At 50.7% G+C, this 13,145-nt stretch carries 11 protein-coding genes; 8 read left to right on the forward strand and 3 right to left on the reverse strand.

The window, feature by feature from the left end; all coding sequences use genetic code 11:
* The first annotated feature begins 164 nt into the window (after positions 1 to 164).
* Both BMW93_RS28730 and BMW93_RS28735 read left to right on the forward strand, forming a co-directional pair.
* Positions 165 to 638: a hypothetical protein gene (locus BMW93_RS28730; RefSeq protein ID WP_143061741.1), complete on the forward strand. Its 474-nt coding sequence runs from the start codon at positions 165 to 167 to the stop codon at positions 636 to 638.
* Positions 631 to 1,488 (forward strand): sensor histidine kinase, encoded by an 858-nt coding sequence (locus BMW93_RS28735; RefSeq protein WP_229240933.1) that lies wholly within the window; start codon positions 631 to 633, stop codon positions 1,486 to 1,488. The genes BMW93_RS28730 and BMW93_RS28735 overlap by 8 nt, the downstream gene beginning before the upstream one ends.
* Here the strand turns inward: BMW93_RS28735 and BMW93_RS28740 are convergent.
* Positions 1,416 to 2,534, reverse strand: a complete 1,119-nt coding sequence (locus BMW93_RS28740) for a YncE family protein (RefSeq protein WP_090384659.1) — start codon at positions 2,532 to 2,534, stop codon at positions 1,416 to 1,418. The genes BMW93_RS28735 and BMW93_RS28740 overlap by 73 nt on opposite strands.
* A gap of 14 nt (positions 2,535 to 2,548) precedes the next feature.
* The gene (locus tag BMW93_RS28745; RefSeq protein WP_090384662.1) at positions 2,549 to 3,862 is read right to left on the reverse strand and encodes a Gfo/Idh/MocA family protein; all 1,314 of its coding nucleotides are present in this window, start codon (positions 3,860 to 3,862) and stop codon (positions 2,549 to 2,551) included.
* A 318-nt stretch (positions 3,863 to 4,180) separates the two neighbouring features.
* Here BMW93_RS28745 and BMW93_RS28750 point away from each other — a divergent pair, with 318 nt between their 5' ends.
* Positions 4,181 to 4,825, forward strand: a complete 645-nt coding sequence (locus tag BMW93_RS28750; RefSeq protein ID WP_090384664.1) for a hypothetical protein — start codon at positions 4,181 to 4,183, stop codon at positions 4,823 to 4,825.
* Between the two features lie 67 nt (positions 4,826 to 4,892).
* On the opposite strand, the gene BMW93_RS35595 is transcribed toward BMW93_RS28750, so the two are convergent.
* Positions 4,893 to 5,057 (reverse strand): hypothetical protein, encoded by a 165-nt coding sequence (locus tag BMW93_RS35595; protein ID WP_176885153.1) that lies wholly within the window; start codon positions 5,055 to 5,057, stop codon positions 4,893 to 4,895.
* A 195-nt stretch (positions 5,058 to 5,252) separates the two neighbouring features.
* Here BMW93_RS35595 and BMW93_RS28755 point away from each other — a divergent pair, with 195 nt between their 5' ends.
* The 5 genes from BMW93_RS28755 (at position 5,253) to BMW93_RS28775 (ending at position 13,141) form a co-directional block, all read left to right on the forward strand.
* Positions 5,253 to 5,903 carry a response regulator transcription factor gene (locus BMW93_RS28755; RefSeq protein ID WP_090384667.1) on the forward strand — a complete coding sequence of 217 codons (651 nt, stop codon included), beginning with the start codon at positions 5,253 to 5,255 and terminating at the stop codon, positions 5,901 to 5,903.
* A 299-nt stretch (positions 5,904 to 6,202) separates the two neighbouring features.
* Positions 6,203 to 7,825 carry a murein L,D-transpeptidase gene (locus tag BMW93_RS28760; RefSeq protein WP_090384827.1) on the forward strand — a complete coding sequence of 541 codons (1,623 nt, stop codon included), beginning with the start codon at positions 6,203 to 6,205 and terminating at the stop codon, positions 7,823 to 7,825.
* 146 nt (positions 7,826 to 7,971) lie between these two features.
* Entirely contained in the window at positions 7,972 to 8,571 is a 600-nt protein-coding gene (locus BMW93_RS28765; RefSeq protein ID WP_090384669.1) for a TetR/AcrR family transcriptional regulator, read from the forward strand.
* A 92-nt stretch (positions 8,572 to 8,663) separates the two neighbouring features.
* The gene (locus tag BMW93_RS28770) at positions 8,664 to 9,845 is read left to right on the forward strand and encodes an efflux RND transporter periplasmic adaptor subunit (protein WP_090384672.1); all 1,182 of its coding nucleotides are present in this window, start codon (positions 8,664 to 8,666) and stop codon (positions 9,843 to 9,845) included.
* Between the two features lie 137 nt (positions 9,846 to 9,982).
* Positions 9,983 to 13,141 (forward strand): efflux RND transporter permease subunit, encoded by a 3,159-nt coding sequence (locus BMW93_RS28775; protein ID WP_090384674.1) that lies wholly within the window; start codon positions 9,983 to 9,985, stop codon positions 13,139 to 13,141.
* Positions 13,142 to 13,145 lie beyond the last annotated feature (4 nt).

The raw sequence follows: 13,145 nt of genomic DNA on the forward strand, positions 1-13,145 counted from the left end.
TGAAAGAGACCATTTATTTCTGCCTGTTAATTTTCGTTTGCCTGACTGGCATTGTCAGAATAAATGCGCTTAGTGCTTCCGGCAAAATCATTCTCGCTCTCGGTATTTTCACGCTGGGGAGTGAGATTACCAGCGAAATATGCCGGGTCGCTCTACGAAACAACATGATGGTCTTCCACATCTATAACCCTGTTCAATACACGCTGATGGCGATAGCCTACAACCAGGAAATTAAACAGGGAAAAATCATAAGACTATCCATTATAGGATATGTAGCATTCGCAATTTTGAATGCAATCTTCTGGCAACCGTTTTTTGAAGAATATTGCTCCTATTCGTTTAATGTGAATGTCGTTCTGGTCAGCAGCTTATGTTTGTATTATTTATACCGGCTTTTAAATCAAGATACCGACAATGCCTTCACGCAATATCCGCTATTCTGGATTTCAGTAGGGTATCTGGTCTATAATTGTATCAACATCTTAGGCCTTGGCGCATTTAATCACTTGTCGGCAGATTCCAGGTTGGCATATATGCTGGAAGTAATCCGGACGCTCAGCAATTACATGCTGTATTCCATGTTCATTATCGCATTTTTGACCAAACAAAAATCATTACAAACTTCCCGACGTGAATAGCGAAATCATACTCACCATCGTTGGAGCATCTATTCTGATGCTCCTTTTGGTGTTGTTCCTCGTTCTGTTCGCATTACTTTTTCAAAAGCGCCAGGCCAGATATAAACAGGAAAAAGCCGCCCTGCACGCCCAATACGCCCAGGAAATACTGCAAGCGCAAATCGAGGTGCAGAATGCTACGTTGCAGCAAATCGGGCAGGAGCTGCACGATAATATCGGACAACTCCTTTCAGTGGCGAGGATCAACCTTAATATACTTGAAGGAATGCCACATACCGAGGCAGTGCGGGGATTCATCGAACAAACCAATGAGGTTGTTAATCAATCGATTACCGACTTGCGAGGGCTTACCAAAAGCCTTGATGGCGATTTTGTCAAGGATTTCGGACTGGAACAGGGCCTTTCGTACGAGTTGCTTCGTATACGTAAGACCGGCCTGTACGAGACAGCCCTGCTGATCGTTGGCGAGCAGTGCCCGCTGGGTTATGAGAAAGAAATTGTGCTTTTCAGGGTCAGCCAGGAAGCATTGAACAATATTTTGAAACACTCGTCGGCGACCTGCATTACCGCAGAGCTGAATTATCAGCCGGATCTGTTCCGCCTCCGCCTGGTCGACGATGGCATTGGTTTCGATATGGAACAGATCCAAAACAGCCCGCTAACGGGTGCCGGTGCGGGACTTCGCAACATGGAACGCCGCGTCGGGATGATCGGCGGAACGTTCAAAATCACCAGTGTTCCCGATACGAGCACCTGCATTCAAATCGATATTCCGCTTTATCGCGACCCAGCCGAACGCCCGACGCCAAACTGGTCGCCTGCGCGCACCGGTTTGTCTCCCGTAAACTGAACCTCCACCATTTTCTCGCTGGCCACGTTGTTGTGAAATTCGTCTGTCAATGTGCCGACGACCTTACGGCTTTTCACGTCGATCACCTCTCCGCTCGACGGGTAGGCATACCGCCCATCCATACTGAATGTGACCCAGCCGGGCATGTCCTGCACGGGAATCGTGGTCAGCTGCTGATACGGCGGTTTCGCGCTGAAAACGTGCATTCGCATATTGTGCCCGTCACAAAGCCATATTTCCGTTTCGTCGGGCGTGAGACCTATCCCGTGACTCGGGTTGCCGTGCCTGCGCACGGGGCCGCGCTCCCACCCTTCCACGTCGATGTGCGCTATTTTCGTGCCTTTTTGAATATCGCCTACCTCGAAACCGAGCAGGCTGTCGACGGTGATGTAAGCCAGTGACTCGTCGGCCGTAACGGTGAACGGCCGTACGTAATTGGCAAACGGGCCGACCTTGCGGGTCAGCTCATGCGTTTTGGGATCGGCGATATGCAGCCACGGGCTGGCGATGTCGCCCATATACACGGCATTCCCCGAAGCGCCGTAAATCGTGTTATGCGCCCTTTTGTGCACATTAATCTTTTTAATAATGTCGCCCGTTTCGCAGCTCACAACGTTCCAGAAGCCTTTTTCCAGCGACGGCAGGTACATGGTGCGGCCATCGGGCGAGATCGCCATCCGGTCGCAGCCCCCTTCGAATGCCTTTTCCCAAACGACTTTTTCTGTCGTGAGATCGATGCGTTGAAGCCCTTCGAGGGTACTCACGTAAATGCTGTTCAGCGGAAGGCTGACGGCGATGCCTTTTACATTCGAAGGCTTTCCGTTCGGATGCAATCCTCGGGTAGCGATCCTTTTGACAAACCTGTGATGATTATCCATATCAAAAACCAGCAAGCCGTGCCCGCCATAACCCAGGTAATCCCTGATCCCGGGCGTGGCTACGTACAGGTAACGCTTCGCGCCTGCGGATTTGCGCGCCTGCTGCGTGATACCCGGGTGCGTGAAAGCGATTTGGAGAAAAATCAACCAGAAACAGATCCTTTTCATATTGAATTAAAAGTTTACGAAACAGACGGCAGCTTGTAGCCATTATGGTATTCCTTGGCGATCAGCTTATTGGCCTCCTCATCCGTAAATTTCCCTTTTTCTTTATCCCAATAAATCTTCTTGCCCGTACGGTAAGCGATATTACCCATTTGCGAAAACACGGCAATGTCGGAACCAACTTGAATAGGCGCATGCAAATCGGCCATTTTCCTGGATTTGATTACCTCGATGAAATTCTGTGCGTGCAGGTCGAGGCCGTTATCCACCGATTTCTGAAATGCGACGGCTTCCATGCGCTTGCCTTCGGGAATGACCTCCCAACCGTCGCGGTTCAATACGAGGGTACCATTGTTGCCAATGAAAGCGATGCCGTGCCCGCGCGCATACGGACCGCCGTCGATGCCCATGGCGTGCTCCCATTGAATATTGAAATCGTCGAATTCGAAGACGGTCGTGAGCGTATCGGGGGTTTCGGCGCCGGAATCCTGGTTGGCAAATTTGCCCCCGGCAGCCATAATGCTGTTAGGCGTTGCGGATTTCATACCGAGTAATGCATAATCGAGCAAATGCACGCCCCAGTCGGTCATCAATCCGCCCGCATAATCCCAGAACCACCTGAAATTGAAATGAAAGCGGTTCGGATTGAATGGCCTGTTTTGAGCCGGGCCAAGCCACATTTTATAATCCACCCCGGCAGGCGGGTTACCATCCGGAAGTTTACTGATCGGATTTACCCACGCGAAATAACCCCACACTTTCACCAGCCTTATTTTCCCCAACTTGCCGGAATGCACAAAATCGATGGCATCGCGGAAGTGCTTCTGGCTGCGCTGCCATTGTCCTACCTGCACCACACGGTTATAGCGTTGCTGTGCAGCGACCATCGCGCGGCATTCGGCAATGGAGTTCCCGATGGGTTTTTCTACATAAATATCCTTCCCCGCCTGGCAAGCCTCGACCATCATCAGGCAATGCCAATGGTCCGGCGAGCCGATCACCACCGCGTCGACATCCTTATCGGCCAGCAACTGCCGGTAATCACCATAAGTTTTGAGTTTGGCCCCTCCTTTGGTCAATTCCGCAGCACGTTTGTCCAGCACATTTTTGTCCACATCGCAAAGCGCCACGCATTCCGTGCCCGGATTTTTGAGGATCGCATTCAGGTCGGCCCAGCCCATCCCGTTGACACCAATGGCGCCAATGCGGACCTTATCAGCAGGCAAACCCGGCGCGAAAGCGGAAACGGAAGAAGGCACAATGGCCGAAAGCCCGGCCCCGGCTGCTAATGCCGAAGCAGTGTTGAGGAAATCGCGTCGTGAATGGGTCATAATGTATCGCTGGATATGATAACACTTAGTAACCCATCAAAAACAATCGGATATGGATTTTATACTGGAAGACAACCGGGTTTGGCCAGTTTCCCGCAAATAAATCGCAGCTGGAACCGTAATTCGTAGAAGCAAGCCTAGCGCATTCCATTCATTTAGTCTATTTTTGGTATTCATAAAGGCACATAAGATACCTCCTTCTTTAATTTCTATTTAATGACGCATATACCCTCCCCAACACCAGGATTCTCCAACCTTCTCAAATGTACGATCGTAATCCTGTTCACAGTTTTCGTAGTTGCCTGTAAACACAAAGGAGTGGACAAGGAACCCGAATTGGAGAAAGAACCCCGGTTTCCCGGCGATCTTTATTTGGTCAAAGTCAATAAAAAAGCGGGTATACGGCTGTTTATCAACAAAATAGAGGTAAAAAACAAGGCAGTTATCAACCAGTTCGTCGCTGGGGCATGGAATTTTGGGATAGAGAGCCAGGATATCGAGAGCAATGAAAAAGTCACTTTTTTACACCCCGACACGGCTTATATAGAGGGTAGCAGCTCGAAGCCCTTTGTCGTCACACGCACTGGTAACCAGTTTCTTTTCCGGTCGATCGATAAAATCTACACGACTTCGGGAGGTTTCCGGCTTCTTGGCAAGATGAACAAACAAAGGAGCGAACTCGGACTGCCCCGTTACGATGGTCAATTTCCCGCAGACTACCTGATGGTCGGTTATGGCAATTACGCCAAATTTGAAATGTCGGTTTACAACTACAAGCTCGTCAAAGCAACGCCCGGCGGCGACTACTACGATTTTGACAACCTGGGCGCGGGTTCGATTGGAAGCCGCGGCGAGTATGCAGGGAAAGTTCTCAATGAATTCGATTATACATACGTCAATTCCCTTACCCAGGCAGACACGCTGGCCGTAGAAGAATATACTTATACTTTTATGCTCAGGTAAACGAAGCAACCCGGGAAAAACGCCGGCGACGCTAAGCGTTATGTGTTCACGCCGCCGGCAAGAGGCATTAGAAGGGGTTACGCGGAGTTGTTACAATGCTGTGAATCAAGCGGTCCAGCTCTTTCTCCATATCTTTCAGGCGAGCGAGAACGTCGATATCGCGCGTGGCAGCATAGGAATTTTGTAAATCCCTGACTTCCTTGATCCGAAGTGCAAAACTGAGGAGCGTCATGAGTTCGTTGAATTGGTGTTTCAGAATATGCTGACAAAGTAAATGCGAATCCGGCGCTTGTGTAACGGGGTAGTGCGATTATAATAAAAATCTAATCCGCCTTCATCGATTTAAAACGCCACTCGTCGATTAGGTTTTGCCACACCGCGGGTATGTGGTTTATGTTTGAAAAAACATGGAAAGCCGCTTTCGACAATGCAAAAAACATCCTTAAAAACCCGCCTGATCCACCCGTACCCGATCGAGCGTGAAGCTTTGAGCGCCTGGTTCAGGCAGCAATCGATGATCGAACTTACCGGCGAACTGCGTGAACTGCCGGAGCGATATTGTCCGTCCTTCGAAAAAGCAGATCTGGTGATTGTGTTCGACCATGGGATTGAAAAGCTGCCGGCAAGGATTACCTGTCTCAGAAAAGCACATCCAGATCTGCGGCTCATCATTTTCCGCGCCGGGCGGTCGGTTTCCGACATTCGTGACCTGATTTACGCGGGTGTCAACGCCATACTGGACATCACTTCAGACACCGACGAATGGTACAGCGCCATCCGTGCCATTGAAAAAGGGCAGGTGTTTTTCGACCAGCACATCATGCAAAATCTTGCCGGATTACCTGTTATCAGGCATAATTCAATCCAAATCGCCGAAACCGAACGCATACTCAGCATCCGCGAAAAGGAAATTCTCGCGCTCGTTGCCCGCGAATACTCCACATCGCGCATTGCCTCCGAGCTCTTTATCAGCATTAAAACCGTGGAGACACACCGGCGTAACCTATTTCAAAAATTGCAGGTGAAGAATGTGGTGGGGCTGACGAAGGCGGCGCTGCGAATGGGGGTGTTGGGGTGAATGCGGTTTGCTGGTTTGCGCAGCCATTGAAACAATAAGGTGCTCCTTCGAGTATTTACTACTTTGATTACCCGCGCAATTTTGGACGCGCGATCCATTTGGGCAATAACCAAAACAAAAAACCCGGAGCCAGGTATCAGCACCCTGGCATCCGGGTAGAAATCACAACAAGAATCAAATCTCTTGTTCGAAAGTAACAGGTATAGAATGCCCATTCCATTTTTATAATCCTTCGGCGGGAATGGGATTTCTAACGGCAAAGACGCTATATTGGGGCGATCCGCGACTTTGTTATGCATATGAAGAAAACCGCACTGTTCATTGGCCTGGTCCTAATTTGGGCCGCTTGCCGCCAAACTACCGAAAAGAAAACCGAGATCGCCGTCCGCGATACCACCATTACCGTCGAAAACTCTTTTACAGAGCTATTTATCGATACGACGGCCCTGGCTTCCTATATTACGGCCCATTCGCCGGGCGACAGCCTGAATGCCAAACTTCGGAGCTTTTACAATCACCGGAATTACCAGTACGCCTGGTTTTTCCCCGATGGCGTGGCCGAGTTTGTTCCGATTTTTCAAAGCTTGCGGAACGATTACATCCATTACTCGGGCGATAGCTCGCTGTATAACCCGTCGCTCGACAAGACCATCGATTCGCTTTCGCAGCTGAAAAAGATCAGCCCGGACAATGTGCTGGCCGTTGAAGCGGAGCTGGCATTGACGGAGCAGTTCTTCCGCTACACCGACCTCGCCTATTCCGGGGACCATAAAATCAACACCCAGGAACTCAACTGGTTCATTCCCCGCCGAAAGCTGAATCCCGAGGTTTTCCTCGATTCGCTTCTGAAAAACAAGGGCCGGAACGTGGCAGCCTACGAGCCCGTGAACAGGCATTATAATCAATTGAAAGAGAAAGTCCTGCAATATTACGCATTGACAAAAAACGGAGAGCCGGACACCGTCGCTACTTCGAAGAAATTCCGTGAAGGTGATCGAGACACGCTGCTCGTAGCATTGAAAGCCCGGCTGCATTTGCTCGGCGACCTGCCGGAGCCGGATAGTACACCCGTTTTCGACACGACGCTGACTAACGCTGTTAGGCATTTTCAACAACGCGTGGGGCAAAAACAGACGGGCGTTACGGGCCCTGCATTCTTCAAAGAGCTGAACGTTCCCGTGGCCAGTCGCATCCGGCAGATGCTCATCAACATGGAACGCATTCGCTGGATGCCGGCCGCCCCACCTACCGATTACATTCTCGTAAACATCCCGGAATTCACGTTGCACGCTTATGAAGATGGCAAATTGTCATTCGATATGGTGGTGGTAGTGGGTTCGGAGGCCAATAGTACTGTCATTTTTTCAGGTACTTTAAATCAAATCGTGTTCAGCCCTTACTGGAACGTGCCTGCGAGCATTCTCAAAAAGGAAGTTTTGCCTGGCATTAAGAAAAATGCGAACTATCTGGCACGCCACAATATGGAATGGAATGGCGGTTCCGTGCGGCAGAAACCGGGCAAATCCAACTCGCTCGGGCTCGTAAAATTCCTGTTTCCAAACAGTTACAGCATTTATTTCCACGATACGCCCAGCAAAAGCCTCTTCAAGGAAAGCCAGCGGGCATTCAGCCACGGCTGCATCCGGCTTTCCGAACCAAAGAAAATGGCGGAATGGCTCCTGCGGCGCGACAGCACCTGGACGAGCGAGAAAATTACCATGGCCATGAATGCAGGAAAAGAGAAATATGTACGGCTACGAGGCAAGAATGAAGTGCCTGTTTTCATCGGCTATTTCACGTCCTGGGTGGACCAGTACGGCAATTTGCAATTCCGGAAGGATGTGTACGGGCATGATCGCAAGATGGAAGAAAGGTTGTTCGGCAACAACGAAATGCCTCTTGCCCAGGCGGTAATTCGCTGACACATCGTGTGGACACACGCCCCGGGCACGATTTTAGTCCTTTCGCCACCAATGCAAAGGTAACCTGTATATTACCGGTCGGCGATTGATATTTTGAAAAAGCCAGCGTACCTTTGCTAACAGCGTTAGGTAAATCTAGTATTACCATGGGAATCCTCGAACGAAAAATACGGCAGAAAGAAAATATGCGGACCAATATCCTGGCCGTAGCCATGCAATTGGTCAAAGATGAAGGCTGGCAATCCCTGTCAATCAGGAAGATAGCCGATGCCATCGAATACAGCGTACCGGTGATCTACGATCACTTCGAAAATAAAGAAGCGATCCTCTTTGAACTTTCTATGGACGGTTTCCGGTTACTCGATAGATTGCTGGAAAAAGACAAGCGCAAATTTGCGGATCCGGAAGAACGGCTAAGGGCCCACGCCGAAACTTACTGGAACTTCGCTTTTAAAAATCCCGAATACTATCAGCTCATGTACGGTTTGGGAATGCCCTGTTCAAGCCCGGGCAAGGCAAAGCCGGAGTTCAACAGCTTCCGCGAACACATTTCCGAGGCTATCGAAGGAATCGTTAAGGATAATAAATCTTCAGATGAGGAAACTTGCTTCAAAATTTATGCGTTCTGGTCGGTACTGCACGGCCTGATTTCAATCGTAATGATGCGCTGCTCGGATATCGACGATTCTCAAATGAACAAAAAAGTAATGGACGACTCTGTAAACGCCTTCATCAAAAACCTGTAATTTTTTTTCCTTTTTGGTTAACACCGTTAGTATTAATAACTTCACTACCTATTCGCAAACAACTGATTATCACCGCAAAAATGTCCACATCCATGAAAACCGCTCAACTAAAAACAGCAAAAGGGCTGGCTGCAGTCTTGCTGCTGGCCGCGGGCTCCGCAGTCCTATACAGCTGTGGTTCATCCACCGCCAACGCACCCGCTTCGGCAGCGCCTGCCCAGGCGCTGCCAGTTATCACCGTTAGCGATCACGAAGTGACCACCCATCGTGAATTCACCGCCTCCATTCAGGGTAGCCGCGATATCGAAATCCGTCCGCAAGTGGATGGTTACCTCGACCGCATCTCCGTAGACGAGGGCGCATACGTACGCAAGGGCCAGGTCCTGTTCCACATCGACGCCCGCCCGTATACCGAGCAGCTCAATACCGCAAAGGCCAGCCTGCAATCGGCGAAGGCCGCATTGGAAAGCGCTTCGATCAATGTAGAGAAGCTTACGCCGCTGGTAGCCAACAAAGTAGTCTCCGATGTTCAGCTGAAAACCGCGAAAGCGGGTTACGACGCCGCCAAGGCCAATGTAGCTCAGGCGCAGGCAGCCGTGGATGCAGCGAAGATCAACGTAGGCTACACCTCGGTAACGGCGCCGGCTGATGGTTATATCGGTATTATTCCTTTCAAAACCGGTAGCCTCGTAGGCAAGAACAACGTGGAAGCGTTGACTGTCCTCTCGGAAACGAAAGACATTCACGTATACTTCTCGATGAGCGAGCTCGATTTCCTCGATTTCAAGCAGGAATTTGAAGGAAATACCATCGAACAGAAGATCAAGCATATCCCGGCAGTTGAACTCGTATTGGCCGACAACAGCATTTTCCCACAAAAGGGAAAGGTGGAAGTCGTTGAAGGACAATTCGATAAGACTATGGGCGCGATCAACTTCCGCGCGACGTTCCCGAACGGTAACGGATTGCTGCGCTCGGGTAACACGGGCAGGATCCGCATTCCACGCCAGCTCGCGAAATCGGTGCTGATCCCGCAGGAAGCCACATTCGAGTTGCAGGACAAGGTGTTCGTTTACACCGTGCTCGACAGCAACAAGGTGGAAGGCCGCCCTGTGACAATTGCCGATCGCAGCGGACGTTACTACCTGATCTCCAAAGGATTGAAACCAGGCGAGAAGATCGTTTACGCCGGACTTGACAGGTTGCGCGACGGAATGGCCATTGCTCCGCAGAAAATGTCGATGGACAGTCTGCTGCACGCCAATCCGATCTGACCGGCCAGGGTGTAAAAGGTTTACCAATTCCACACCAATTAGCAGGGCACCATCGCATTAACCAATGCGATGGACCGCTCCCGCTTTGCCAAAACACTCGATCATGAGCCCCGTGAACGGGGACAAATTCCAATAATATGTTTCAGAAATTTATAGAAAGGCCCGTCCTTTCGACGGTAATATCCATCCTGATATTACTCTTGGGGATCATATCGCTCACTACCCTGCCGATAACGAAATTCCCCGACATCGCGCCGCCGACGGTTCAGGTGACCGCCGTATACCCCGGAGCGAACGCCGAAGTAGTTGCCCGCGCAGTGGCAACGCCTATTGAAGAGGCCGTGAACGGGGTTGAGAACATGACTTACATGACCTCATCGTCCAACAACGACGGCACCATGGCCCTGAACGTGTATTTCAAACAGGGTACCGACCCGGATATCGCCGCCGTAAACGTACAGAACCGCGTTTCAAAGGCAGTAAGCCAGATTCCGCAGGAAGTTGTGCAAGCCGGTATTTCCACGCAAAAGCAACAGAATTCGATCATCATGTTCGTGGCGCTTTCCAGCGAGGACAGCACTTACGACGAGACGTTCCTTTTGAACTACATTAAAATTAACCTGGTACCTCAGTTGCAACGTATACCGGGGGTCGGTCAGGCTCAGCCGTTCGGTACGCGCGACTACTCGATGCGTATCTGGCTCAAACCGGACCGTCTGGCAGCATTGGGACTTTCTCCTCAGGAAGTAACAGGCGCTATTCGCGAGCAAAGCCTTGAAGCGGCTCCCGGCCGTTTGGGTGAAGCCAGTAAAGAGGTTTTTGAATATGTTTTGAAATACAAAGGAAAACTCACGCAAAACAAAGAATATGAGGATATTATCATCAAAGCCAACAGTGATGGCTCGGTGATCCGCCTCAAAGATGTTGCGCGGGTTGAGTTTGGTTCTTACACTTATTCTTCCAATGGTAAACTGGATGGCAATGCATCGTCCGGTGTAGCGGTGTTCCAGACTGCCGGTACCAATGCGAACGACATTCTGATCCAGGCCGAAAAACTGGTGGGTGACTTTTCCAAAACACTCCCCAAAGGCCTGAAAACGACCATCATGTACAACTCCAAGGACTTCCTGGACGAGTCGATCAACCAGGTACGTTCAACGCTTTTGGAGGCATTCATCCTCGTGTTTATTGTCGTGTTCATCTTCCTGCAGGATTTCCGCTCGACATTGATTCCGGCCATTGCGGTTCCGGTGGCGATTGTGGGTACGTTCTTCTTCATGCAGCTTTTCGGCTTCACGATCAACTTCCTCACACTCTTCGCATTGGTACTCGCGATTGGTATTGTTGTCGATGATGCTATTGTCGTCGTCGAGGCCGTCCATTCGAAGATGGAACGAACGAGCCTGGGTGCAAAACCAGCTACGATCGAGTCCATGAACGAGATTTCGGGCGCGATCATTTCGATCACCCTCGTGATGGCCGCGGTATTTGTACCGGTCGGATTCATGCAGGGCCCGGCAGGGGTATTCTACCGGCAGTTTGCATTTACGTTAGCCATAGCCATTCTGATTTCCGCATTGAACGCCTTGACGCTCAGCCCCGCGCTTTGCGCCTTGTTCCTCAAAAACCCGCATGCGGAAGAAGGCCATGATGGTAAACGCAAAGGTTTCGGCGCACGTTTCTTTGCTGCATTCAATGCCGGTTTCGAGTCAATGACCGGCCGTTACGTGAAGAGCCTGCAATTCCTGATCCGCCAGAAATGGGTGACCATCGTCGGATTGGTCGTAATCTCGGGTACAACACTTTGGTTAACTAAAACTACCCCAACCGGCTTTATTCCTACGGAAGACCAGGGCTTCCTCCTGTACGCGCTCAACACGCCTCCGGGAAGTTCGCTCGACCGTACGTCGAAAGCGATGGCACAGGTGGATAGCATTGTGAAAAAGTCCCCCATCGCCGACCACCGTTACATTGTGGAAGGGATGAACATCATTTCAAACTCCAACGCGTCGCCTTACGGTGTAGGATTTATCCGTATGAAACCGAAAGAAGAACGCGGTGAAGTGCAGGATTTCAACCAGATCGTCGGTATGATGTCGCAGCAGGTGCGGTCGGTGAACGACGCGAATGCGTTCTTCTTCACCTTCCCTACCGTGGATGGTTTCGGTAACGTCAGTGGTTTCGAGTTTATGTTGCAAGACCGCGGAAACGGTTCTCTGGAAAAACTCAGCACTACCACCAATGCATTCATCGGCGCATTGATGCAACGGCCGGAGATCGCCTATGCATTCACTACGTTCGCGACCGGTAACCCGCAATTCCAGCTGGAAGTGGACAATGCCAAAGCGAAACAGTTGAATGTACCGGTGAACGAATTGCTGCAAACGCTGCAAATCTATTACGGTTCGAGCTTTGTGTCGGATTTCAACCGGTTTGGAAAATATTACCGCGTGATGGCGCAGGCCGATCCGCTGTATCGCAAAAACCCGCAGTCGCTGGATGGTATTTATGTTAAAAACACCGAAGGTGAAATGGTACCGGCCAACCAGCTGGTGACTTTGAAACGTGTGTTCGGACCTGAAACCGTGACCCGTAACAACCTGTACAACGCCGTGATGATCAACGGAACGCCGAAACCGGGTTACAGTACCGGCGACGCCATCCGCGCCGTGCAGGAAACTGCCGAAAAGGTGCTGCCGAACAACTACAAAACGGAATGGACGGGTATGACGCGTGAAGAGATCAACTCGGGCTCGCAGATCATTCTGATCTTCGTATTGAGTCTCGTATTCGTGTACTTCCTGCTCGCAGCACAGTACGAAAGCTACATCCTGCCGCTGGCCGTGATCCTGACGATCCCGCTCGGTGTGTTCGGGTCAATGGTGTTCATCAACTGGATGGGTATCGAGAACAATATCTATGTTCAGGTCGGTCTGATCATGCTTGTCGGTCTGCTCGCGAAAAACGCGATCCTGATCATCGAATACGCCGTTCAGCGGCGCGAGGCGGGTATGAGCATCGTCGAATCGGCACTGGAAGCCTCACGCCTGCGTCTGCGTCCGATCCTGATGACCTCGTTTGCATTCATCGTCGGTCTGCTGCCGCTGATGCGCGCAACCGGTGGATCAGCGCTGGGGAACCGTTCGATCGGTACCGGTGCGGTTGGCGGTATGCTCACGGGTGTGATTTTCGGGGTGTTCGTGATCCCGGTACTGTACGTGATCTTCCAGTATTTGCAGGAAAAAGTCGTCAAAAGACCGGTTAAACCGGAATTGGCCGAGGCAGAGGTGCATTAGTGGC

It is taken from the genome of Dyadobacter sp. SG02 (genome assembly GCF_900109045.1).
Taxonomy (GTDB): Bacteria; Bacteroidota; Bacteroidia; order Cytophagales; family Spirosomataceae; genus Dyadobacter.

Excerpts from the sequence above, each read along its gene's own strand:
- BMW93_RS28755 (WP_090384667.1), top strand. The coding sequence starts at position 5,253 with ATGCAAAAAACATCCTTAAAAACCCGCCTGATCCACCCGTACCCGATC.
- BMW93_RS28760 (WP_090384827.1), top strand. The coding sequence starts at position 6,203 with ATGAAGAAAACCGCACTGTTCATTGGCCTGGTCCTAATTTGGGCCGCT.
- BMW93_RS28740 (WP_090384659.1), bottom strand. The coding sequence starts at position 2,534 with ATGAAAAGGATCTGTTTCTGGTTGATTTTTCTCCAAATCGCTTTCACG.
- BMW93_RS28730 (WP_143061741.1), top strand. The coding sequence starts at position 165 with ATGATGGTCTTCCACATCTATAACCCTGTTCAATACACGCTGATGGCG.
- BMW93_RS28775 (WP_090384674.1), top strand. The coding sequence starts at position 9,983 with ATGTTTCAGAAATTTATAGAAAGGCCCGTCCTTTCGACGGTAATATCC.
- BMW93_RS35595 (WP_176885153.1), bottom strand. The coding sequence starts at position 5,057 with ATGACGCTCCTCAGTTTTGCACTTCGGATCAAGGAAGTCAGGGATTTA.
- BMW93_RS28765 (WP_090384669.1), top strand. The coding sequence starts at position 7,972 with ATGGGAATCCTCGAACGAAAAATACGGCAGAAAGAAAATATGCGGACC.
- BMW93_RS28745 (WP_090384662.1), bottom strand. The coding sequence starts at position 3,862 with ATGACCCATTCACGACGCGATTTCCTCAACACTGCTTCGGCATTAGCA.
- BMW93_RS28770 (WP_090384672.1), top strand. The coding sequence starts at position 8,664 with ATGAAAACCGCTCAACTAAAAACAGCAAAAGGGCTGGCTGCAGTCTTG.